The organism is Macrococcus equipercicus, assembly GCF_004359525.2.
GTDB lineage: Bacteria > Bacillota > Bacilli > Staphylococcales > Staphylococcaceae > Macrococcus > Macrococcus equipercicus.
On the sequence record NZ_SCWC02000001.1, the window covers coordinates 403897 to 426632 of the forward strand.

A 22736-nucleotide genomic window follows, 5' to 3' on the forward strand; every position below is an offset into this window, starting at 1 on the left:
AAATTGACATAGAATTTTCGTTATTGCCCGTTTGTCTCACCTTTGCTATCGTTTATAATAAAGTGAGAATATTTTATGGAGTGATGGTATGGGTCGTTTAAGCTCAATTTCTATATTTGGTTTTATGGCGAACTGGAGTCCATACTACCTGTTGATTGTAGTGTTTTTAACAGTGCTGTATTTTATGGCTGTAACAAAATGGAGACACGGCATAGCGGGAAATCGTCCGCTGAAGGCAAGTGAAACGGTCTTATTACTGATCGCTGTCGTTCTCATCTACTTATTAAAAGGTGGCCCGATTGATCTGCTCAGTCACATCGTCTTCAGCTTCCATATGCTGCAGATGGCAATGCTGTATTTATTAGTCATTCCGATGCTATATTTTGCTGTGCCTGCTTACTTCGTTGATTACATCATCTCGCGTCCGGTCATTAAGCCGGTGTTCCAGCTGATGACGCGCCCGGTCGTAGCACTTGTGGTCTTCAATGGACTGTTCAGCATCTATCACCTGCCGGTTGTCCTTGATTTCCTTAAGACCAATGCAGCACTGCATGCAGTATATACGATTTTGCTTTCAGTAACAGCCTTTGTGATGTGGTTCCCAGTATTCAATCGCAGCCAGCTGCAGAGATCACAGCTTTCCGGATTGCAGAAAATGCTCTTTATCTTTATGATCGGCGTACTGCTGACGCCGTCGTGCGGACTCATTATCTTTGCCCAGCAGCCGATGTACAAGACGTACACTGATCCTAAAGCCTGGATGAACGCCATGAGTTTATGTGTGCCATCAGGGACGCTCGATAACATTTTGGCTTCAAGTGGTATTTCGGGGCCTCAGTACTTTACGAATATGTCTTCACTGGAAGACCAGCAGACAGGTGGCGTCATCATGAAAGTACTGCAGGAGCTCTTCTTTGCCGTCATGCTGTTCTATGTCTTCTTCAGCTGGAAGTACAGTGAAGGAAAAGATGAAGAACACACAACGATGAGAAGTTTAGAGCGGCGCCGTCAGGAGCAGGCATATTTTAATCAATTCAGATAGGAGAACTTATGAACTTACCAATTTTACCGACGATCAGTACATCATTTATTGTCATCAGTGCGATTTTTGTAGCCATTGGATGGTACCAGATTGCTAAAGGCAATATAGAAGCACATAAAAAGATTATGTTAATCGCAGGGATTTGCGCGTTGACCTTCTTTATCATCTATGCCACTAGAACGGTTTTTATTGGCAACACTTCTTTCGGAGGACCGCATCGTCTCAAACTTTACTATACGATTTTTCTTGTATTCCATATCAATCTCGCGACTATCGGTGGTATTATGGGACTTGTGAATATATGGTCAGGTCTGAAAGGAAAACTTAAGCTGCACCGTAAAATCGGGCCGATCACTTCAGTCATCTGGTTCTTTACAGCGATTACAGGTGTGGCCGTCTACTTGCTGCTTTATGTGTTCTATCACGGCGGAGAAACAACGTCAGTCATTAAAGCGATATTAGGCCACTAAATATAAAAAGGCTTTGACACAATGTCAAGGCCTTTTTATATTTTAAAGTTAGTCTTAATCGCTCCTGATTCAATAAAAGTCAGAATGAGGATAAGGACGATAGGTCCGACGAAGAAGCCGATGAAGCCCATCAGTTTAAGACCGATGTACATCGCAATTAAAGTCGGCAATGGACTGAGGCCGACACCGTTACCCATGACTTTAGGTTCCAGCACTTTTCGCTGCACGAGCAGGAATAATGAAAGGACAATCAGTTTCACCGCCATGATATGGTCACCGGTAAAGTATTCATAGAGCGCCCATGGAATAGTGATTCCTGTTGCCCCTACAATCGGCAGCAGATCGACCACACAGATGACAAGGCTCATCACGAGGGCATTTTCAAAGGTAATGAACAGCAGGCCGATGAATGTGAACACCCAGGTGATAAATGATAAGATGAATGCCGCACGTATCATACCGAAGATAGAGCCGGAAATCCGCTTCCAGACGAATAATGACTTCTGATAGGTCGAGTCATACATATGATTTCTGAAGAACTGCTTGATTTTCGGTATTTCCAGCATGAACAAAAATAATGCTACTAAAAAGACGAGTCCTGAAATAAGCAGCTCGGGCAGTGCTGAAATGAAGCCGGTAATATTTTCAACATTGAAGTAACTAACGATGCTATCTCTCATAGAGAGCAGGAACTTCTGTACTTCGTCGTTAATTGCGGTTGTCACGCTTGCCGGTAGAATGGTATTGATTCGCGCTTCAATATGTGACCACGCATCAATGAGCCCGTTCATCTTAGCCGGTAGATCTGTGGCGAGCTGAATAATATTCTGAATCAGCTTAGTCAGAAAGAAATAGATGAACAGTAGCAGCAGTCCAAGTATCAATGAATAAATGGTAGTGACACTCCATTTACGGCTGCCGAATTTCAGCTCAAGCCGTCTGATCAGCGGCTCGATCATCAAAGCCAGCAGCAGGGCGATGATGAGCGGGATAGAGATCGGTAGTATAAAGTAGACAAAAAGCACTAAAAGAATGATTACTAATGCAATAGTCATTGTTCGTTTCGTCAGCCATTTTTTAAGCATTCCAGCACCTCAAAGTGAATAATAAAAAAGACGTGGCAACCACGTCTTAAGCAAGTAAAGCACGGATATCATGATATACGTTCATTATTGTACGTTTGCAATGCTCAACCATTGCTTCAGGGAAGTATTCATCTTCACCGTATTCAATACCGGTCGGATAATAATGTTTACCTAAATATGGATCCATCATTTGCAGCGTGGCATTTTTCGCACCGACATCACCGTCAACTGCATAGCCAGGTATGCGCAAGTAATAAACGCCTTCTTCAAGCTGATATTTCAAGTCATATGTGACACGCTCGTAATCCCAATGGCCGCCAAGATTAAAACCATGTTTATTCATTACATGCTGAATCAATGTCTGGTCAGCAACTATATTTTCAATTCCTGAATTTTCAAATACCATTGAATAATCCTCCCTCGTTATGCTCACTTCTCATTTTAAGACAAAATGACGCGGCTTGCAATCAGATATTTTTTTCAGAGTAAATATTGTATAATATAATGATAAAAAGGCCAGGAGGCGCTTATGAAAAATATTCTGATAAAATTACTGGCCGTCCTGTTCGCCGCCGTTTTTCTGTTCTATTTATTTTATTCACCGTCACTGAAATTCGATGTCCTTGAAAACCCGAAAAAAGTATCGAAGCCGACGGAACAGATCAATGATAACAGCACACAGCCGGCCAACCCGAAATTGACGAAAGGCATCGGTGTCTATATCGGCAGGTCAATTAATGACTTTACAGACCGCTACGGCTATCCAAAACGCATCTATCCGTCGAAATACAGCTATGACAACTATATTTTTCAGTTTCACGATAAATATTATATATGTGGTGTGAAAGAGAAGCGGATTGTAATGATTTATGCGACCGGTAAAGCCGCTGACACATATCCGCTGAAAATTACAGCGGATGCCGCGCAGATTTTTAACGGCACGACCATCAATACTGAGCCTGTCATAAAGACCGCTAAAGGTAAGTACCGGTTTGAACTGTCGGAAGTCGATGTCAAAACACAGCTGCTGCTGCAGTACGGGAATATATATGCCCAAGTATTTGTTGACCGGCTGACCAGCAAAGTGATGGCGGTGAAGTATATGACCGGACCTGTGCTCGTCGAAATGCAGCCGTATGCCATGAGCTATAACGGTGAAATCATTGAACGGACACCGCAACAGCTGGATCATACAATTGATGAGATCTCAATTAATTCGAATAATGTACTGACGATGTTTGAGCTGACTAATATCATGCGCGAAATTAACGGCAGAAAACCGCTTGCAACGAATGAACTCATCAATCATACCGCTCAGTTCCAGGTAGCTGAACTCAGCAGAAAAAGCGGGAAGGTAGTCACTCAAGTAGAGAATGATATCGGCACGCAGCTGAAAGATGAGAATATTGACTATAAAGATTTTGCCCAGAATATCGCTTATAACTTTGAAGATGTGCCGAGTCTGATCAACAGCTGGCTGAACTCGGATGAACATAGAGAGCAGCTGCTGAACAGTAAGTTCAACGAAATGGGCGGCGGTATTTCAGGTGGTTATACGTCACTTGTATTCATCGAGCGGGCGGAAGGTCAATAAGAAAGAAACTGCCGGTCGCAAAACTAATTAAGTCATCGTCACTGAATACTTGACAGGTCACAAGATAAGTGGTCGACCCTTTTTTAATGATGTCGGCACGGGCAGAGATGACAGCACCCGTGCCTTTTTTTGTGAAGTACGTCGTCATTTCATGAGTGACGACCCGCTTGCCGGCCGGCACAACTTCATTGCACAGCGTGCCCATCAGTGTATCAGCCATCAGCATCACGATACCGCCGTGCAGAATGCCGAGGCTGTTATCCATCAGTTCGGTCCGTGATACTTTGAGAGTGCCGGTGTCGCCGGAGAAGGCCATCTCAAAAGGATAGATTTTCTGCAGCCACGTGTCTTTCGGCCGGCCGTCGAACTGAGAGAGCAGCGTCATAACCGCGGCCAGTTCAGCTGGATTGTTCCGCTCAAAGATGTCTTTTAGTTGCAGGTCGATAGACTGTTTGAATTCGCGCATAGGATGCTCCTTAAGTTTATGGTATAATTTTTGCTGAAACAGGAAGAGGTGTGCCATGGTATACGATGAGACTATCTTTGAGCTGCTGGATTATGCAGAAGGCATCAACCGCATGATTCTCAGCAGTGAAAGTTATATTAATTATAGAAATAATACGCTGCAAATGCAATGTGACCCGGAAGTTGAGCGGTTAAGGAAACGATTTATCAGACTGAAGGAACGTTACGATGAAGTGATGCGCTTTGGCAGATACCATCCGGACTATATGGAGGTCATGCTGGAGACAAGACGCGCCAAAAAGGCCTATGACCTGCATCCAATGGTCGCTGCTGCTAAACAGGCTGAGACCGCCTTACAGACGCTGCTTGATGAAGTCATCGTGAGCGTATCAGCTGCGGTATCGAGTGAAATTAAAGTTGACAGAGGGAATCCATTCTTTACAGCTGATCACCAGTGCGGCGGCGGCTGTTCATGTTCAGCATAAGGAGCGATTGACATGAATGAGGAAAAGTTTCAGGATCAGCTGAGAAGAAAATGGAAGGCACGGAACGAATTCATCACGCTGCCGCCGCAGAAAGTTTACCGGCTGCTGGCTGTGCACAATGTACTGATCCATGAGTTTGAACAGTGGATCACGCAGCAGCATGATATTGCGGCTAAAGCGAAAGTCCTCTGTCTGGGCTGTCATCACGGCCGTATACTGAGCCGTATAGATAAAGAGCGGGGGATTAAAGGTTACTATGTGGATCAGTCGCCGCGACTGATGCAGTCTGCCATTCATCTATATCCCCATTTCTCCTATAAGCTGCTTGAACCTGAACATATTCCTTATAAGAGCCGGAAAGTGAACTATGCGATAGTTGCAGTGCCTTTTCAGTCTTTGTATCACAAAAGTGCCATCACGGCCGAACTGAGGCGCGTGCTCAAAAAGCAGGGGGTCATCTACTTGTATGACCGAGTCGGTCAGTCACTGAGCAGTGTCATAGAAGCAAACGGTCTTTACATTGAAGAGAAAATCAACTATAAATTGATTACGATCTACCGGGTGAAAGCACTGGAGGATAAGCGCTTCATATAAAAGAAGAGGACAGCCGTGCAATACCCCCCTCGCACGCGAGGGGGGGATTCACATTACTTCCTGTATTTTTCCTGTACTAAATGATAAGCGAGGTCCGGCCGGTCGGTGACAATCGTATGAGCGCCTTTAGTGAGCAGGTCGTCCATTTCATCAATGGTATTGATCACCCAGTATCCGACCGCTATGTTATAGCGCTGCAAGTAGCTGATGAAACGGGGATTATCCAGTCGGATGCCGCTGTAGTGCACCGGCAGCTGGAATGTGTCAATCGCCGGCTGATACAGCTGACCGAGTCCGAGTTTAAAGAGCAGGAATGCTTTAGCGGCTTCAGTCTGACTTGCTCCCGTTGCGACACGGTCCTGTGCGTAATGTTTGAAGCGCTGCACTTGTTCAGCATAAAAACTTGTGACCAGCACATGGTCAAATGCGTCGAGCGCATCAATCAGCTGATACAGTTGGGACGGTACGCGTCTGCCGGCTGTAGTGTCCGGCGCGTCTTTTATATCTATATTGATACGCATGCCGGGAAATGCTTCAATCAAGTCTTTCAATGTCACGATTTTAGCGTCATGATGACCTCTGAACGAATGATTTCCATAGACATCTTTGAAATGATAGCCGGCATCGAGCGACCGCAATGCTTCAAGCGTCAGTTCTGATACTTTTCCGGAGCCGTCGGAAACACGGTCCACATAAGCATCATGGAAGACGACGATTTCTCCGTCCTGAGTCAGCCGGATGTCGATTTCAAAGCCGTCGACTTGAAAGGCTTTCGCTTCCTTAAAGGCAGCCATCGTGTTTTCTGGAGCTAACTGCATGCCGCCGCGGTGCGCAAAGATGTAAGGTGAGCGGCTGCTGAAATAAGGCTTGACCGCTCTTTTATGCGGCTTGATCATCGCTTTCATGGCTGCGGTGGCGCCCATATATACCGTGACCGCTGCCAATGCTGCTATCGTTCTTTTTTTATTCAAGATAGTGCCTCCTTCATATTTTGATGCTTTATATTTTACTAAAGTTAATGATACTATTAAAGAAACTGTGAGACGAGGTTTTTACAATGAATATTATTGAACGAACACATTTAATCGTATATTTAAAAAGTCCGAAACATGAACGGCAGATCAGAAAGTTCGGCCATATTGTCTATTCCAGCAAAAAAGACAAATGGCTGTCCCTCTATATCGATAAAGAGAAGACGGATGACGTGCTGGAACAGCTGGCAAAGCTTAAGTATGTGGTGGACGTGCAGATCTCTCCGTACAGTTCGCTGGAACGGAGTTATGAATCAACGCATCGGGGGTAACAGCCGCTGCAGCCTCAGCACGCCGGTCAAATAATTGAAGTAGAGCGCATCTTCAAAGAAGTGATGCTTCGCCTTCACTTCAAGCTCAGCGAGCGGCAGAGATTGCCCGGCCGCCCATGATTTGATAAAATCAAAGCGCTTGTTGCTTTTTGGATAAGGGTAAGGGATGGCTTCGAAGATAGAATAAATACCTTGGAAATTTCCTTGCCGGGTGGGCTTCATAATGAGCAGTACGCTCGTCTTCGGTTTTTGTTCGAGGGTCGTATGCAGACAGACAATTTTATGAATTCTGTCGTGATTATAATTGATGAGCTCCTCAAGCTCAAAGAAATCGCTGTAGCCATCGCCGAGTTTGATAAATGATTGTGACATGATAGTGCTCCTTTATTATAGATTAAGTAGGTGGAATGATGCGGGTCATCGCAGGAAAATACAAGAAAAAACAGATTACTGCCGCTCGGGGCATGACGTCACGACCGACGACAGATAAAATAAAAGAAAACATCTTCAACATACTCGGCCCGTTGTCCGGTCGAGGCCTTGACTTGTTCGCCGGAAGCGGTGGACTCGGCATCGAGGGGCTCAGCCGCGGTCTGGATGAGGCGATTTTTGTTGATGGCAGCATGGATGCGGTAAAAGCTATCAAACACAATCTGGAGCAGGTGACAGAACCTACAGAAGTGTATCGCAATGATGCTTTCAGAGCACTGAAAGCATTGAATAAGCGCGGCCTGCAGTTTGATCTCATTTTTCTTGATCCGCCTTACCGTAAAGGGCTTCTCAATCAGTCGCTCGCACTGATTGAGGAGTATGAGCTGCTGGCAGCTGACGGCTTGATCATGTGCGAGTGTGACAAGGAGGAGCTGGTAGACTGCCGCTCTTTTGAACGCATCAAAGAAGAAGTTTATGGTTCCATCAAAATTACAATATTAAGAGGTAATACAAATGACAATTAAAAAAGCAGTAGTGCCGGGAAGCTTTGATCCTATTACGCTTGGCCACCTGGATATTATAACGCGCAGCGCCAAACTTTTTGATGAAGTGCATGTCTCTGTGCTGCGCAATACAAATAAGACCGGTTTCTTCACGATTCAAGAGCGGGTGCAGCTGATCGAAGAAGTGACTAAAGACTTGCCGAATGTCCATGTCGGCTACTTCGAAGGCCTGCTGATTGATTACTGCGAGAAAATCGGAGCAGAAACAATTGTCAGAGGACTACGGGCAGTCAGTGACTTTGAATATGAAATGCAGCTGACGAGCATGAATAAAAAACTGAACGACAACATTGAAACGCTTTATATGATGACGAACAACAAGTATTCATTCATCAGCTCGAGCATTGCGAAGGAAGTAGCCAAGTTCGGTGGTAACGTGAGTGATATCGTGCCGCTTCAAGTGGCGGAAGCACTGCAACAAAAATATCAGGACCGGTAAATCACCGGCGTGTTAAAGTCGGTCATCCCGCTGCCGCTTATTAAATTATGAAGACGTGTCGCTTTAATTTCAAGATGAAAAAGCGGTGCGTTCTTTTTATTGGTCATCGTATAATAATGTTCGCCCGGCAGTGTCTTTAAGTAGCGCCTTCCTTTATCATTCATAGCGAGCACTCTGACAGCGCTGACTTCGGGATAGCGCTCTGAAGTCTTGATATTGAGCAGGACGTAGCAGAGCAGCCGCTGCAGCCGTGTATAAGTATAACGCTTCGTCTTAATACGGGACATAAAATCACTGAATGTCGCTGCTTCTACTATATGCTTTTTCAGCAGGTTTTCCAGTCCTTCCGTCATCATATAAATAGCGCGCAGCTCGTCTGTGCTTGACGTAAGAAGTCTGTATTTCAAAATCTCGAAAAACTGTTCCCACTGAAGCAGCTGTTCTGACAGCAGTAGCCTGCCGGTCCAGCTCGGCACAGTGCGGGTAACGTCTTCATGTTGCAGCGCGGCACGCCTGATTGCTGTTGCGCTGGCGATCCGTCCGTTGATCTCTGTATCATGATAAGAACTATCAATACGCTGAACCGGGACAAGCTGCAGCCCGGGATTAATCTGTCGTGCCGCCTTCATATACTGCATGGCAAGGATATTGTTCGGCGAGAAATAGTCTCTTTGTTCTTCACCCATCATCATGGCGTAACTTTTACCGCGGTCGACAGCACTCGGCTCTGTCAGCAGGTCGACAGCAGCCGTCAGCTTATCGATGTCCGGCTCTTCTGCGCCGAACGACAGTGCATCTGCACGCAGTAATTTAGCGGCCTGAATGCCGCCTGAAGCAAAGTCATTGGCATAGCTCAGGGCATAGAACTGCGGCAGCTCGACGATGAGGTCACAAGCAGAGAGCGCCATTTCAGCCCGGATGAATTTATTGACGATGGCCGGTTCGCCGCGCTGCGTGAACTGACCGCTCATAATGGCGATGACAACATCCGCTCCTGTCTGCTCGCGGGCGAGTTCGGCCTGATAGGCATGGCCGTTATGAAAAGGATTGTATTCAGAAATGATAGCGACTGACTTCATTGATATTCCCGCCTTTTAAGTTTATAATATTGATTGTATCAAAATTAACTGTTAAGAAAAAATCTTGACAAATAACTATATTTAAAGTTAAAATAAATTTTGTGTTTGTAAGAGGTGAAACCTATGAAATGGTCAATGACACAACTTCGGAAACACCAGGATGCGCCGTTAAGTTTTGAAACTGATATGGAGTTTCCACATCTTATTAAAAGTCTTCAGTTAATTGATTTATCCACTATCCATGTTGAAGGGCAGTTAACGACGAGAACTAAGGAAGTTTACGCTGATTTAGTGATCACAGGCAGCTATACAATGAGCTGTGCCCGCACACTGGAGCCGGTAGAAGTGCCGATTCATATTGAATCCCTTGAAATCTTTGACATGAATGAATTTAATCTTGATGAGGAATTAAATCGACATGAAATGATTAATGGCATGATCGATATTAAGCCTGTCGTTGAAGAACTGGTTGTATTGAATAAACCGGCCCGTGTCGTTAAAGATGACGTTGAAATGTCATTAACGCAGGGCAATGGCTGGGAAGTTGTTGCTGAGGATCAGTTAACCCAGGAAGATACACCTAAAGTTGATCCGAGATTTGCGAAACTGCAAGATTTACTTGATAGCAAGTCTTAACGAACAGTCTCAAGTAGAGGAGGAGAAAAGAATGGCAGTACCTAAAAGAAGAACGTCTAAAACAGCTAAAAGAAAACGTCGTACACACTTCAAAATTTCAGTACCTGGCATGGTTGAATGTTCAAGCTGTGGCGAAATGAAATTATCTCACCGTGTATGCCCGTCATGTGGCTCATATAACGGTAAAGAAGTCGTCGCTAAATAATGATAAAACCCCTTACGCTGTAAGGGGTTTTTACTTTGCGGGCCGCAAGATTACTGTTCAGCCGGGTACCAGACATAAACATTCTCATTCAGGTCGCGTTCCAGATTATATTCAAGCGGTACAAAGCCCTGCTTGATAAAGAACGGCGCTGCCTGTAAGCGCGGCGCTGTTTTAATCGGCAGCCCGAATGTTTTGGCGTAATCGAGCAGCTGTCTGCCGTAACCTTTATGCTGGTATTTCTCGAGTACTTCAAGTTTCCAGAGTACAAGATAGTCCGTCGCATCGCTGAAGTAGTCGTTGTTCACATCATCTTTCTTAAACAGGCACATACGTGCTGCAAGATTTTCTCCGACATAGATACCATAGAATGGGGATTCGATATCAGCATCCATCATATTGCCTTCAAGCTCATTGACCATCCATAGTTCCTGATTGCCGACTTCTCTGAACTTCTTAAAGTCATCCGCTGTCTTATAGTTGATTTCTAGTTTCGTGACTTCTGTCATCATCATCACTCCTTGTTCATATTATAACCTTGTTTACATTATAGCGATGTGAATTCACTCATAACAAGCCGGAATATTGTATTATTGTTTTAAAGTTATTATACTATTGTAAGAATAACGTGAAGGAGTATCAGCAATGGAGATACTAACGGTCAATGACCACGAGAAAAGTTACCATGAGGAATTTCCTCAGCATCTGTTCAAAGAACGTGCAGCAGTCAAATCCCATCCGCATACACAGCAGCTGGCTGACATTATTGCAGATTACATGAAGCCGCTTGGTATAACGAAGCAGCAGGACAATCACCTGACAGCGCTTAAAGAAGGAGCACCAGTGATTATCGGCGGCCAGCAGGCGGGGTTATTTATCAGTCCGCTGTATACCATACATAAAATTATTTCTATTATCGTGCTCGCAAGAGAACAGTCTCATCAGCTGAATCGCCCGGTTATCCCAGTGTTCTGGATTGCAGGAGAAGACCATGATTTCAGCGAAGTCAATCATGCTTATCTTTATGATGATAGTCAGGTCAGACTGAATAAAGTAAAAGTCGCGACGAAGCAGCAGGTGGAGACTTCCGTCTCCGACTTTATGCTGAGTGACGAAGAAAAACACAGTACGGTTCATGAGTTCATGTCAAAGCTTAAGGAGACGGAACGCACCCGGCAGATTCAGCAGCTGCTTTCAGAGCTGCCGAATGCGTGGACCGATCAAGTGAAGCAGCTGATTCACGAACTATTTAAGGAGAGTGGCCTGCTGCTGATTGACAGTAATGATCCTGCATTCCGTCGTCTTGAAAAAGAAACGTTCAAGTATATGCTGACGCATCACGAAGCGATTCATGCGGCATTTATCGCCGGTCAGAAGAAATCCGTTGCCGGCGGGCAGCAGCAGATGATTGAGACAAATTCCAATGTCCATCTGTTCATGAAATATGACAATCAGCGGCAGCTCCTGAATTTTACAGCAGGAAAGTTCGTGCTGAATAAATCTGACGTGACATTCACGCGGGATGAACTGCTGCGGCTCATTGATACAGAGCCTGAACTGTTCTCGAACAACGTAGTGACTCGCCCGGTCATGCAGGAATTAATGTTCAACACGCTCTGTTTCATCGGTGGACCGTCCGAGATTAAATACTGGAATGAACTGGCTGATGTGTTTGCGTACTTAGATCGTCCTCTGCCCATATTAATTCCGCGGATGAGAATAACATATATTAACCGGCGTATTCAGAAGCTGCTCGAACAGTATGAACTGAATATATCAGCTATTTTAACGGACGGCATGCAGCATCAGCAGGAGCAGTTTCTGGCGGACGAGGCGAATAAGGCGCTGCTTGTAAAAGTTGACGCTCTTGAGCAGCAGCTGACCACTGTGTTCAGCGAAATAACAGAGCTGGCCGAGACGAAACAGGTTCAAGTGATCGCTGGCAGCAATCTTGAGCATCATTTAAAACAGCTCGATTACTTCAGAAAGGCTTATCAGCGCGAACTCAGACAGAAGAATGAGATTGTGCTGCGCCACTTCAAGGAGATAGAGCTGCACTTAAATCCAAGAGGCGGTCTGCAGGAGCGGACATGGCATCCGCTGCAGCTGATCAATGACACGGATTTATGCATATTTACTAAAATTTCTGATGAACTCGTGTATACGACAGGACAAGTTGTCATTGAGTTATAACGCTATAGCCATCAATACTTTCCAGCCATTTCGACAAATGTCGAAATGGTTTTTTTTTGTATTATTTAATTAATAAATAATATATTGTGAAAATTTTATTTTTCAGTGGTACAAAGTGGGGCGATGTGGTAAATTATATTTAAGGCAGGGTGATAGATATGTTCATGGGTGAATATCAGCATCAACTGGATGCTAAAGGACGTATCATTGTTCCTTCAAAATTCCGTGATGAATTATCAGAACATTTCGTTATTACTCGCGGCCTTGACAACTGTCTTTTTGGATACACGATTGCCGAATGGCAGAAGATTGAAGAGAAGTTAAAGACACTTCCCATCACTAAAAAAGATGCACGTAAATTTATGAGATTGTTTTTTTCCGGAGCTGTTGAAGTAGACCTTGATAAACAAGGAAGAATCAACATTCCATCTCATCTGAGAGAATATGCTGGATTAACGAAAGAATGTGTAGTCATCGGTGTATCGTCCCGCATAGAAATATGGGATAAAGCTGTATGGCAGACATTTTATGAAGAAACTGAAGAGCATTATGAAGAAATAGCAGAAGAATTGATTGATCTGGATTTTTAGGAGGTAAATTATGTTCCATCACATCACCGTATTATTGCGTGAAACAGTCGATATGCTGGATATTAAAGAAGACGGCGTTTATGTCGATTGCACATTAGGTGGTGCAGGCCATAGTCTTTATCTTGTCAGTCAGCTGTCCGATAAAGGACGTTTGATTGCGATCGATCAAGATGACAAAGCATTGAATAATGCATCTGATGTCCTGAAAGATCATATGCATAAAGTGACGCTCGTCAAGAACAATTTTAGAAACTTGCGGGAAGTTCTGGATTCATTGAATATTGATAAAGTAGACGGCATATTATATGACCTCGGCGTATCAAGTCCACAGCTGGACGAAGCAGAACGCGGCTTCAGCTATCACAACGCGGCAAGACTCGATATGAGAATGGACCAGACGCAGGAACTGTCTGCCTATGAAGTGGTCAATGACTGGCCGTATGAAAAACTTGTCAGCATCTTTTACCGTTATGGCGAAGAGAAATTTTCCAAGCAGATTGCAAGAAACATTGAAAAATTAAGAGAACTGAAACCTATTGAAACGACAATCGAACTCGTCGATATTATTAAGGATAGCATCCCGGCACCGGCTCGGCGCAAGGGCGGGCATCCGGCTAAAAGAGTCTTTCAGGCCATACGCATAGCGGTCAACGATGAACTGGGCGCTTTTGAATCATCGATTGAGCAAGCCATCCAATCAGTAAAAAAAGGTGGCAGAATTTCAGTCATCACGTTCCATTCACTGGAAGATCGTATATGTAAACAGTTGTTCCTGGAATATGAAAGAGGGCCTGAAGTACCTAGAGGCCTGCCCGTTATCCCCGACGAATATCAACCTAAACTCAAACGAGTCAACCGAAAAGCCATTGAGTCAACAGCAGAAGAATTAGCTGAAAATAACCGGGCAAGAAGTGCGAAGCTACGCGTCGCAGAAGTATTAAAATAAGGGGTGACAACATGGCAGCAGAATACATAGGCAGTAATGCGTATGAAAGAGCTTATGACACATATGAAGGCAGCAGTACGAAAGCTACAGCAAAAACCCATGTTGTATCGCTTTCTAAAGTAGAGAAGCTGATTTATTTAGCGCTTGTAGCATTGATTGCTTTGGTCAGTGTTTATATGCTATCTTTAAAGTATGATGCGTATGACATGAATGTAAAAATTGCAGCAACAGACAGTAAAATAATCCATCAGCAGAGCATTAACGGAGAATTAAACGCTGAAGCAATGAAACAATCATCTTACGAACGTATCTATAGTAAAGCGAAAGCTTACGGGCTGAGCTTGAACAATGATAACGTAAAGGTAGTGCAAAAAGATGGCAGCAATTAAGATTAAAAAAAACAAAATAGGAGCAGTCCTCTTAGTATTGTTATTCGGACTGCTCTTTTTTCTATTGATTTTTAGATACTCGTATGTAATGATTTCCGGGCATTCGTCGGGACAGGATTTATCTATTAAAGCCAGTGAGAAATATGCCAGAAATATTATCAATCAGCCGAAGCGTGGTGTCATCTATGACCGGAACGGTGAAGTGCTCGCGCAGGACATCAGTTCCTTCAAACTTGTTGCTGTGCTTGATAAGCGCATGGTCAACACAGATAAGTCGCCCGCTTATGTTGTGAATAAGAAAAAGACAGCTGCTGCCCTGAGTAAAATCATCGATATGCCGAAAAAAGAAGTGTATAACCGGCTGATGACAAAAAAAGTGTTCCAGGTTGAATTCGGTAAAGCCGGCAAAGATTTAACTTATAATCAGAAGAAAAAAATAGAGGCGCTGAATCTCCCGGGACTCACTTTCTTCTCTGAGAAGAAACGGTTTTACCCGAACGGCAATTTTGCCTCACATTTAATCGGCTATGCTGAGAAAAATTCTGAGACCAATAAGATCGAAGGAATGCTCGGCACAGAAAAAGTATTTGACTCCTACTTATCAGGTAAAGCCGGTAAAACAACTTATAAGCAGGATATATGGCAGTATGTCCTGCCGAATTCCGGGAATGTCACGCCGGCAGTCGACGGAGATGACGTTCACTTGACCATTGACAAGAACATCCAGATATTCGTCGAGGATTCACTTGATATGATGGTGAAGCGCTATGCGCCGAAAGATTTATTTGCGGTTGTCGCTGATGCAAAAACAGGAGAGATCCTCGGGTACAGTCAGCGGCCGACCTTCAACCCCGAGACGCGTGAAAACTTCGGCGTCAAATGGCAGAACGATTTGTTCCAGAATACATATGAGCCGGGTTCTACGTTTAAGACATATGGTCTCGCTGCTGCGATAGAAGAAGGCAAGTATCAGCCGAACAAAAAATATAAGTCAGGCAGCCGGACAATAGAAGGCCAGAAGATTTATGACTGGAACAAGACAGGGTGGGGCAGGATCACAGAGAACCACGGCTTCCAGCTCTCTTCCAATGTTCTGATGATGAAGCTGCAGGATGAGGTCGGTATTAAGAAGATGAAGGAGTATTACGAAAAATTCGGTTTCGGCAAGACGACGAATTCACTGTTTGACGGCGAAGTGACCGGCAATATTTCCTGGGGCGATCCATTAAGCCGTAAAGTGTCAGCCTTCGGCCAGTCCACAACTGTGACCCCTATTCAGATGGTGCAGGCTGAAACAGCGATTCTCAATGGCGGCAAAATGCTCAAGCCGTATTACGTCCAGTCTATTAATGGAGATAAGAAAGTGATGTATCAAGGGGAAAAGACGATAGTCGGCACACCGGTCACAAAGCAGACCGCGAAAGAAACGATGAAAGCACTTAAGAGTGTCGTCTACGGCTCAGAGATGCATGCTTATAACTACCGTATTGATGACTACCAAATTGCCGGCAAGACAGGAACCGCCCAAGTGCCGGACACAGAACACGGCGGTTATGTGCAGGGCGATAATCCGTATTTACTGAGTTTCATGGGCTATGCGCCTGCGGATCATCCTAAAGTCATCGTCTACATGGCGATGTCACTCGCACAGAAAAATGCAGCGGAAGCTTACAATATTGGTGTTTCGAAAGGCTACAAACCACTGATGGAAAACACACTGAAATACTTGGATGTTGAAAACGGCAAAGAGAAAAACCAGCCGCTGACGACTAAAGTTCCTGCTACTGCAGGTATGCCTGTAGAAAAAGCGCAGGCAGCTCTTGAAAGTAAGTCTGTCGCACCTGTTGTGATCGGCTCAGGTAAAACGGTCACTGCTTCTGAACCGGCAGCAGGTCAGACGATGCTGCTCGGCGATAAAGTGTTCATTGCGACAGACGGTGACTTGATGATGCCTGACATTTCAGGCTGGTCCAAACGTGAACTGCTGGAATTTGAACAGCTGACCGGTATCAAGGTGAAGTTTGATGGCTCCGGTTACGTTGTCAAGCAGTCTGTTCCGCAAGGTGAAATTATTAAACAAGGCGAAGCGGTTGTCGTTAAAATGGATTCGCTTGATCCGCTGAAACAGTCACCGGCCTACGATGATATTATTGATGCCAACCAGAAAGATGAAGAGAATGCATTAAAGAAACAACTTGAAGCAGAAAAAGCAAAACAAAATTAAAAGGAGAATGCGACGTTACGTCGCGACCATAATCATGCAGACATTTCCCTACGCGCTTGCTGCGTTTATATTAACAGCAATTTTAGTTCCTTTATTCATCCCGCTGCTGAAACGAATGAAGTTCGGTCAGTCCATCAGAACAGAAGGTCCTCAGAGTCATATGAAAAAAAGCGGCACACCGACGATGGGCGGCCTGACATTCCTGATCAGTACGCTTGTCATCAGTCTCATCGCCCTATTGTTTGTTGAAGATAGAGGACCGATCATGCTGTTGATGCTCGTCACTTTAGGATTCGGGCTGATCGGCTTTGTAGATGATTACATCATCGTGGTCAAAAAGAATAACCAAGGCCTGACTTCCAGACAGAAATTTCTATTCCAGATTTTAATCGCAGTGCTGTTTTATATCGTCAGCAAATCATTAGGACTGCTTGCATTGAACACAACGATCAATCTGCCGTTCACTGACATGGGTATTCCACTCGGCTTGTTCTATATTGTATTTATTGTTTTCTGGCAGGTCGGTTTCTCGAACGCAGTCAATCTGACGGACGGTCTCGACGGACTGGCAACCGGCTTATCGATTATCGCCTTCAGTTGTTATGCGGTGATTGCCCTGTATCAGCAGGCGTTCGGTATCGGTGTGTTTACGATGATTCTTGTCGGCAGTTTATGCGGCTTCCTGATCTACAATAAATATAAGGCGAAGCTATTTATGGGTGATACCGGCTCGCTCGCGCTCGGCGGTGTGATTGCGACTGTATCCATCATGCTGAATCAAGAACTCACGCTGCTCTTCATCGGCTTAGTATTCGTCCTTGAAACACTGTCAGTGATGCTGCAGGTCACATCATTCAAATTAACAGGGAAAAGAATTTTCCGTATGAGTCCGCTTCATCATCACTTTGAACTGGGTGGATGGAGCGAATGGAAGATTGTCATTGTGTTCTGGCTTGCCGGTCTGATTACCGGTGCCGTCGGAATTTATTTAGGAGTGAACTAACATGAAAAACATTACAGATTACAGAGAGAAGCATGTACTGGTCCTCGGTCTGGCAAAAAGCGGCTATGAAACAGCAAAACTACTTCATCGCTTAGGTGCAGTGGTGACGGTCAATGACGGGAAGGACTTGACTGACAATCAAGACGCCCGTGAACTGAAAGAGATGGGCGTCACAGTGATAGATAAAGAACATCCATTGACACTGCTTGATACGCACGAACTCATCGTCAAAAATCCAGGTATTCCTTACCATGTACCGCTGCTCAAGGAAGCTGTCAGCAGAAATATACCCATTATTACTGAAGTGGAGCTTGCCTATCAGATCAATGAAGGAACGACGATTGCAATCACCGGCACAAACGGCAAGACGACAGTGACATCGTTAATCGGCGACATGTTCAGTCATTCACCTGAAACAGGTCTGTTAAGTGGCAACATCGGAGTTGTCGCGTCAAAAGTCGCGCAAACAGCCGGCCCTATGGATACGATGATCACAGAGCTGTCATCCTTTCAGCTGATGGGCATCCGTCAGTATAAACCCCATATTGCGGTTATCACTAATATTTATTCAGCGCACCTTGATTATCACGGGACACAGGATGACTATGTCCAGGCTAAGATGACTATTTTTAAGAATCAGACGGCAGAAGATTACCTGGTCTTTAACGATGCACAGCGGCATTTGCTGCAAGACTTTCCGGTTCATAGTCAAGTCAGCTATTTCTCACCGGACCATGAGACGAACGGCGCCTATATTATAGATGACCATATTTATTTCCAAGGTGAGGTCATCTGTTCTGTCGGGCAGGTCGTTCTTCCCGGCAAACATAATCTTGAAAACATTCTCGCAAGTATCGCTGTCTGTAAATTATCCGGTATCACCAATGAAGCAATCATCGCTACGCTGACTACATTCGAAGGTATTAAGCACCGCACGCAGTACGTCGCAACAATTAATGGTGTGAAGTACTACAATGATTCGAAAGCGACTAATACACTGGCAACAACGTTCGCACTTGATGCGTTCAAAGCGCGTGTGCACTGGCTGTGCGGCGGTCTCGACCGCGGCAATGGCTTTGAGGATCTGGATCATCATGTGGGGAACGTTGAGCGCATGTATATTTTCGGTGAGACGACACCTAAACTGATTGCGTTTGCGCAGCAGCATGCTATTCCTTACGAAGTATGCGAGGATGTCAAAGATGCCGCAGCAAAAACCGCGCACTTCACACAGCCGGGACAAGTCGTCCTGTTAAGCCCGGCCTGTGCCAGCTGGGATCAGTATCCCACATATGAAGTACGCGGTGATGAGTTCATCCAGCAAGTTAAGAAGATGGGATAGCAGGTGATAGAATGGCTGAATCAAATGTGGTGAAATCTACAAGTTTTAACGGTCGGACAAAAAACCGTAGAAATCGGCATCGGCTGCAGCTAGGGATTTTTTTAGCAGTCGTTGTACTTGTGACATTGATTCTGCTGTATATGTTCACGAGTATCAGTTATGTCGGCAAGGTGACCATCAACAAGACCCAGCTCATCACAGAAAGCAAAGTGAAACAAATAATCAATCTGTCGCCGAAAGACAGAATCTATTCGCTTCCCGTCAGCAAGATGGAACAGAACTTAAAAATGCAGGATGGCGTTAAAAAAGTTGAGATTCACCGCCATTTCCCGAACAAACTGTCTGTGGATATTACAGAATATGCTATAGTGGGTGTAGTCGCTGACGGCAGCGGATTCAATCCGCTGCTGGAAAACGGCCAGGTACTGAAGTCCATTAATAATATTGACAGCAGCACTGCGCCTGTCGTCTCGGATTTCGGCAGAAAAGAACGGCAGCAGCTGGTGACTATTTTAAACAAGACCAATCCTGCTATTGTCAACGCCATCTCCGAAATTAACTTTGTGCCGAACCAGGAAGCATCCAGACGCGTTCAGCTGTTTATGAATGATGGTCTTGAAGTTATCGGGGATTTAAGGACGCTCGGCGACAAACTTGACTACTATCCCGGCATGGCAAAAAATGTGCCGCGGGACCAGAACGGCAATCTTGTGAAGCCTGGTATTATCGATCTTGAAGTAGGCGCAGTGTTCATTCCTTATGAATCGCAAAAAGCAGAGACGCGGCGCCTTGAAATGGAAAGTGAAGTGGCAGCGAGAAAGAAAAGAGAAGATCAGAAACTTGAGCAGTCTATCAATGAACTGAAGAAACAGCTCGATGCCATCCGCACAAAATCAAAAAAAGCTTCATCATAAAAACAGCGCCGGCATAATCAGCAGGCTGCAGCGATAAATCAGCCGCTCAATAGTTATTATAAGAATTGATTAAAATTAACGATATATTTGTTTTATAGTTCACATGACGATAGCTATCATGTAAACTAATGTTAGTGTGTAATAGTATAAATTGTGTTTTGGAGGTGCCTATTAATGGAAGAGCATTATTATGTAGCCATAGATATTGGCTCAGCAAGCGTGAAAGTGGTTGTCGGTGAGAAATTTCATAACGGTATCAATGTGATAGGCACAGGACAAACTTTCACGGATGGAATCAGACGCGGTGTCATCGATGATTTTGATGTTGCACAGCATGCGATTAAAGATACGATTAAAAAGGCGCAGATTGCTTCCGGCGTAGATATCAAGGAAGTATTCTTAAAAATGCCGATCATCCATACAGAAATACATGATGTGACGAATGAAATTTCTTTTAATGGAGAATCAACGGAAATACACGGTGAACATATTGAAGAAGTGCTTGAAAACATCCGCGGCAAAAATACGGCAAGCGACATTGAGATTATCGGGGTATATCCGAAATTGTTCAGAGTCGATGATATCCATGAAGTGAGCGACCCTAAAAATATGGTGGCGACGCAGAGTCTTGCAGTAGATGCAGGTGTCATCACGACTAACCGTTCACTTTTGATCAACACATTGAAATGTGTGGAGTCATGCGGTGTTGAAGTGCTGGACGTCTACTCAGATGCCTATAACTACAAGCATATACTGACACCGACAGAAGTCGAACTTGGGGCCTGTGTCATCGACATCGGAGACCAGCTGACACAAGTAGCGTTCTATGAACGCGGTACACTTGTCGATGCGGACAGCATTCCGGTTGCAGGCGCTCATATTACAGCAGATATCGCACAGGCGCTTAATACATCGTACGATAAAGCGGAGAAAATCAAAGAGCAGTATGGTCATGCATTTTTCGACCTTGCGTCTGAACAGGACGTCTTCCACGTCGTCCAGAACGACAGCAACGAGGAAGTGGCATTCAACCAGAAGGAACTCAGTGACTTTATTGAAGCGCGTGTCGAGGAGATATTCCAGGAAGTCTTTGATTTACTTCAGGACATGGGAATTGATAAGATCAACGGCGGCTTCGTCATCACAGGGGGTTCTGCCAATATGCTTGGAATGAAAGAGCTGCTGATGGACATGGTCAATGAAAAAGTAAGAGTTCATGTACCAGTTCAGATGGGTATCAGAAAGCCTGAGTTCTCATCAAGCATCGCGATGATTTCAAGCGGCATTAACTTTGATGAGCTTCTTGATTATGTTACAATTAATAATCATGAAACGCATGCAGAAGAAGTGCATGTTGAACAAGGATCAAAGCCGAAACAAAATCGGCTGGACGGCTTCTTCAAAAGAAAAAGCCAGGTCAATGTCGAACCCGGTGAAACGGTCATTGTTGACAATGATAGACAAAATCACTCAGATGAATCAGCAGCACACGAAGAACAACCAAGTATGATGAAAAAAATTATGAAATCATTATTTGAATAGACGGCCATTACAGTATAGGAGGAAATATTAATGTTGGAATTTGAACAAGGGTTTAACCATTTAGCAACACTCAAAGTCATCGGTGTCGGAGGCGGCGGTAACAACGCGGTCAACCGAATGATTGAACATGGCATGAACAATGTAGAATTTATCGCGATTAATACTGATGGCCAGGCACTTAACTTATCAAAAGCTTCATCAAAGATTCAGATCGGTGAAAAACTGACGCGTGGTCTTGGCGCGGGGGCTAATCCTGAAATCGGGAAGAAAGCTGCCGAAGAATCACGTGAACAGATTGAAGATGCCATTCAAGGCGCTGATATGGTCTTCGTCACTGCCGGCATGGGCGGCGGTACTGGAACAGGTGCAGCACCGGTTGTCGCTAAAATCGCTAAAGAGATGGGCGCGTTGACAGTGGGTGTCGTGACACGTCCGTTCTCATTTGAAGGCCGTAAACGTCAGACTCAGGCGGCAGCAGGTGTAGAAGCAATGAAAGCTGCGGTCGACACATTGATTGTCATCCCGAATGACCGACTGCTTGATATCGTTGACAAATCAACGCCGATGATGGAAGCGTTTAAAGAGGCGGATAATGTATTACGTCAAGGGGTTCAAGGGATTTCAGACTTAATCGCTGTGTCCGGTGAAGTGAACCTTGACTTCGCCGATGTCAAGACGATTATGTCTAACCAAGGATCAGCATTGATGGGAATTGGCGTGGCATCTGGTGAGAACCGAGCGATGGAAGCCGCTAAAAAAGCGATTTCTTCTCCACTGCTTGAAACGTCTATCGTTGGTGCGCAAGGGGTTCTGATGAACATTACCGGCGGCGAATCATTATCACTATTTGAAGCTCAGGAAGCAGCAAATATTGTGCAGGATGCCGCGGACGAAGACGTGAACATGATCTTTGGTACAGTCATCAATCCTGAACTGCAGGACGAAATTGTTGTGACGGTCATCGCGACTGGCTTCAACGAAAAAACGAGTGCCCGCTCAGTGAAACCACAGACATCTTTCAGTCAAAACCCTGTAAGAGAGACTAAAGAGGAGCGTCCAGAACCATCACAGCCGCAGTCACAACCACAGTCAACTAACGATGGAGATCTTGATGTACCAAGCTTCTTACGTGACCGTACGCGTTCACGCCGGTCAAGAAGATAATAATAATGCATGAAGCTGGGACAAACGTTATTTCCTCTCG

Annotated in this window: 25 protein-coding genes and 2 pseudogenes; 20 read left to right on the forward strand and 7 right to left on the reverse strand. The window is 44.8% G+C overall.

Features of this window, described 5'->3' with window-relative positions; genetic code table 11:
* Positions 1 to 88 precede the first annotated feature (88 nt).
* On the forward strand, positions 89 to 1042 hold the full coding sequence (gene ctaG, locus ERX35_RS02060; protein WP_149458239.1) for a cytochrome c oxidase assembly factor CtaG: 954 nt from the start codon (positions 89 to 91) through the stop codon (positions 1040 to 1042).
* 8 nt (positions 1043 to 1050) lie between these two features.
* The gene (locus ERX35_RS02065; RefSeq protein WP_149458240.1) at positions 1051 to 1512 is read left to right on the forward strand and encodes a DUF420 domain-containing protein; all 462 of its coding nucleotides are present in this window, start codon (positions 1051 to 1053) and stop codon (positions 1510 to 1512) included.
* Positions 1513 to 1547: 35 nt separating this feature from the next.
* Here ERX35_RS02065 and ytvI read toward each other — a convergent pair whose 3' ends face one another.
* On the reverse strand, positions 1548 to 2597 hold the full coding sequence (gene ytvI, locus ERX35_RS02070) for a sporulation integral membrane protein YtvI (RefSeq protein WP_149458241.1): 1050 nt from the start codon (positions 2595 to 2597) through the stop codon (positions 1548 to 1550).
* Between the two features lie 46 nt (positions 2598 to 2643).
* A complete protein-coding gene (locus tag ERX35_RS02075) occupies positions 2644 to 3003 on the reverse strand; it encodes a YugN family protein (RefSeq protein ID WP_149458242.1) in 360 nt (119 codons plus the stop codon).
* A gap of 123 nt (positions 3004 to 3126) precedes the next feature.
* On the opposite strand from ERX35_RS02075, the gene ERX35_RS02080 reads away from it, so the two are divergent.
* Entirely contained in the window at positions 3127 to 4191 is a 1065-nt protein-coding gene (locus ERX35_RS02080; protein ID WP_149458243.1) for a CAP domain-containing protein, read from the forward strand.
* Here ERX35_RS02080 and ERX35_RS02085 read toward each other — a convergent pair.
* Positions 4166 to 4657, reverse strand: coding sequence for a PaaI family thioesterase (locus tag ERX35_RS02085; protein WP_170234507.1), 492 nt, complete (start codon positions 4655 to 4657; stop codon positions 4166 to 4168). The genes ERX35_RS02080 and ERX35_RS02085 overlap by 26 nt on opposite strands.
* 55 nt (positions 4658 to 4712) lie before the next feature.
* Between ERX35_RS02085 and ERX35_RS02090 the strand changes: the two genes are divergently transcribed.
* Both ERX35_RS02090 and ERX35_RS02095 read left to right on the forward strand, forming a co-directional pair.
* Positions 4713 to 5141: a YlbF/YmcA family competence regulator gene (locus ERX35_RS02090; protein ID WP_149458245.1), complete on the forward strand. Its 429-nt coding sequence runs from the start codon at positions 4713 to 4715 to the stop codon at positions 5139 to 5141.
* Positions 5142 to 5153: 12 nt separating this feature from the next.
* A complete protein-coding gene (locus tag ERX35_RS02095) occupies positions 5154 to 5735 on the forward strand; it encodes a class I SAM-dependent methyltransferase (protein WP_149458246.1) in 582 nt (193 codons plus the stop codon).
* A 53-nt stretch (positions 5736 to 5788) separates the two neighbouring features.
* Here the strand turns inward: ERX35_RS02095 and ERX35_RS02100 are convergent, their stop codons facing one another.
* Complete coding sequence (locus ERX35_RS02100) at positions 5789 to 6706, reverse strand: glycerophosphodiester phosphodiesterase family protein (RefSeq protein ID WP_149458247.1); 918 nt, start codon at positions 6704 to 6706, stop codon at positions 5789 to 5791.
* Positions 6707 to 6792: 86 nt separating this feature from the next.
* On the opposite strand from ERX35_RS02100, the gene ERX35_RS02105 reads away from it, so the two are divergent.
* Positions 6793 to 7038, forward strand: a complete 246-nt coding sequence (locus tag ERX35_RS02105) for a DUF2129 domain-containing protein (protein ID WP_149458248.1) — start codon at positions 6793 to 6795, stop codon at positions 7036 to 7038.
* Here the strand turns inward: ERX35_RS02105 and ERX35_RS02110 are convergent.
* Entirely contained in the window at positions 7021 to 7410 is a 390-nt protein-coding gene (locus ERX35_RS02110; RefSeq protein ID WP_149458249.1) for a DUF7147 family protein, read from the reverse strand. The genes ERX35_RS02105 and ERX35_RS02110 overlap by 18 nt on opposite strands.
* 38 nt (positions 7411 to 7448) lie before the next feature.
* On the opposite strand from ERX35_RS02110, the gene rsmD reads away from it, so the two are divergent.
* Together rsmD and coaD are read left to right on the forward strand one after the other, a co-directional pair.
* Positions 7449 to 7994 carry a 16S rRNA (guanine(966)-N(2))-methyltransferase RsmD gene (gene rsmD / locus ERX35_RS02115; RefSeq protein ID WP_149458350.1) on the forward strand — a complete coding sequence of 182 codons (546 nt, stop codon included), beginning with the start codon at positions 7449 to 7451 and terminating at the stop codon, positions 7992 to 7994.
* Positions 7984 to 8472 carry a pantetheine-phosphate adenylyltransferase gene (gene coaD / locus ERX35_RS02120; RefSeq protein ID WP_149458250.1) on the forward strand — a complete coding sequence of 163 codons (489 nt, stop codon included), beginning with the start codon at positions 7984 to 7986 and terminating at the stop codon, positions 8470 to 8472. The genes rsmD and coaD overlap by 11 nt, the downstream gene beginning before the upstream one ends.
* Here the strand turns inward: coaD and ERX35_RS02125 are convergent.
* Positions 8460 to 9551 (reverse strand): nucleotidyltransferase, encoded by a 1092-nt coding sequence (locus ERX35_RS02125; protein ID WP_149458251.1) that lies wholly within the window; start codon positions 9549 to 9551, stop codon positions 8460 to 8462. The two genes, coaD and ERX35_RS02125, sit on opposite strands and share 13 nt — an antisense overlap.
* Positions 9552 to 9674: 123 nt before the next feature.
* Here ERX35_RS02125 and ERX35_RS02130 point away from each other — a divergent pair, with 123 nt between their 5' ends.
* On the forward strand, positions 9675 to 10187 hold the full coding sequence (locus tag ERX35_RS02130) for a YceD family protein (RefSeq protein WP_149458252.1): 513 nt from the start codon (positions 9675 to 9677) through the stop codon (positions 10185 to 10187).
* Positions 10188 to 10218: 31 nt separating this feature from the next.
* The gene (rpmF, locus tag ERX35_RS02135; RefSeq protein ID WP_149458253.1) at positions 10219 to 10392 is read left to right on the forward strand and encodes a 50S ribosomal protein L32; all 174 of its coding nucleotides are present in this window, start codon (positions 10219 to 10221) and stop codon (positions 10390 to 10392) included.
* A 50-nt stretch (positions 10393 to 10442) separates the two neighbouring features.
* On the opposite strand, the gene ERX35_RS02140 is transcribed toward rpmF, so the two are convergent.
* On the reverse strand, positions 10443 to 10898 hold the full coding sequence (locus ERX35_RS02140; RefSeq protein WP_149458254.1) for an N-acetyltransferase: 456 nt from the start codon (positions 10896 to 10898) through the stop codon (positions 10443 to 10445).
* A 136-nt stretch (positions 10899 to 11034) separates the two neighbouring features.
* Here ERX35_RS02140 and bshC point away from each other — a divergent pair, with 136 nt between their 5' ends.
* The 10 genes and pseudogenes from bshC to ftsZ form a co-directional block, all read left to right on the forward strand.
* Positions 11035 to 12582: a bacillithiol biosynthesis cysteine-adding enzyme BshC gene (bshC, locus tag ERX35_RS02145; RefSeq protein WP_149458255.1), complete on the forward strand. Its 1548-nt coding sequence runs from the start codon at positions 11035 to 11037 to the stop codon at positions 12580 to 12582.
* A 158-nt stretch (positions 12583 to 12740) separates the two neighbouring features.
* The gene (gene mraZ, locus ERX35_RS02150; RefSeq protein WP_149458256.1) at positions 12741 to 13172 is read left to right on the forward strand and encodes a division/cell wall cluster transcriptional repressor MraZ; all 432 of its coding nucleotides are present in this window, start codon (positions 12741 to 12743) and stop codon (positions 13170 to 13172) included.
* Positions 13173 to 13182: 10 nt separating this feature from the next.
* Positions 13183 to 14118 (forward strand): 16S rRNA (cytosine(1402)-N(4))-methyltransferase RsmH, encoded by a 936-nt coding sequence (rsmH, locus tag ERX35_RS02155; RefSeq protein ID WP_149458257.1) that lies wholly within the window; start codon positions 13183 to 13185, stop codon positions 14116 to 14118.
* 11 nt (positions 14119 to 14129) lie between these two features.
* Positions 14130 to 14507: a cell division protein FtsL gene (gene ftsL, locus ERX35_RS02160; protein WP_149458258.1), complete on the forward strand. Its 378-nt coding sequence runs from the start codon at positions 14130 to 14132 to the stop codon at positions 14505 to 14507.
* Entirely contained in the window at positions 14494 to 16731 is a 2238-nt protein-coding gene (locus ERX35_RS02165; RefSeq protein ID WP_149458259.1) for a penicillin-binding protein, read from the forward strand. Before ftsL ends, ERX35_RS02165 begins: the two co-directional genes overlap by 14 nt.
* Before the next feature lie 34 nt (positions 16732 to 16765).
* Entirely contained in the window at positions 16766 to 17734 is a 969-nt protein-coding gene (gene mraY, locus ERX35_RS02170) for a phospho-N-acetylmuramoyl-pentapeptide-transferase (RefSeq protein WP_149458260.1), read from the forward strand.
* 1 nt (position 17735) lies between these two features.
* Positions 17736 to 19076, forward strand: coding sequence for a UDP-N-acetylmuramoyl-L-alanine--D-glutamate ligase (murD, locus tag ERX35_RS02175; protein WP_149458261.1), 1341 nt, complete (start codon positions 17736 to 17738; stop codon positions 19074 to 19076).
* 11 nt (positions 19077 to 19087) lie between these two features.
* Positions 19088 to 19990 (forward strand): cell division protein FtsQ/DivIB, encoded by a 903-nt coding sequence (locus ERX35_RS02180; RefSeq protein WP_149458262.1) that lies wholly within the window; start codon positions 19088 to 19090, stop codon positions 19988 to 19990.
* Between the two features lie 174 nt (positions 19991 to 20164).
* A pseudogene (ftsA, locus tag ERX35_RS02185) lies at positions 20165 to 21314 on the forward strand (cell division protein FtsA); the annotation flags it as partial.
* Positions 21315 to 21562: 248 nt separating this feature from the next.
* Positions 21563 to 22517: pseudogene (gene ftsZ, locus ERX35_RS02190) on the forward strand (cell division protein FtsZ); the annotation flags it as partial.
* Positions 22518 to 22736: the final 219 nt, after the last annotated feature.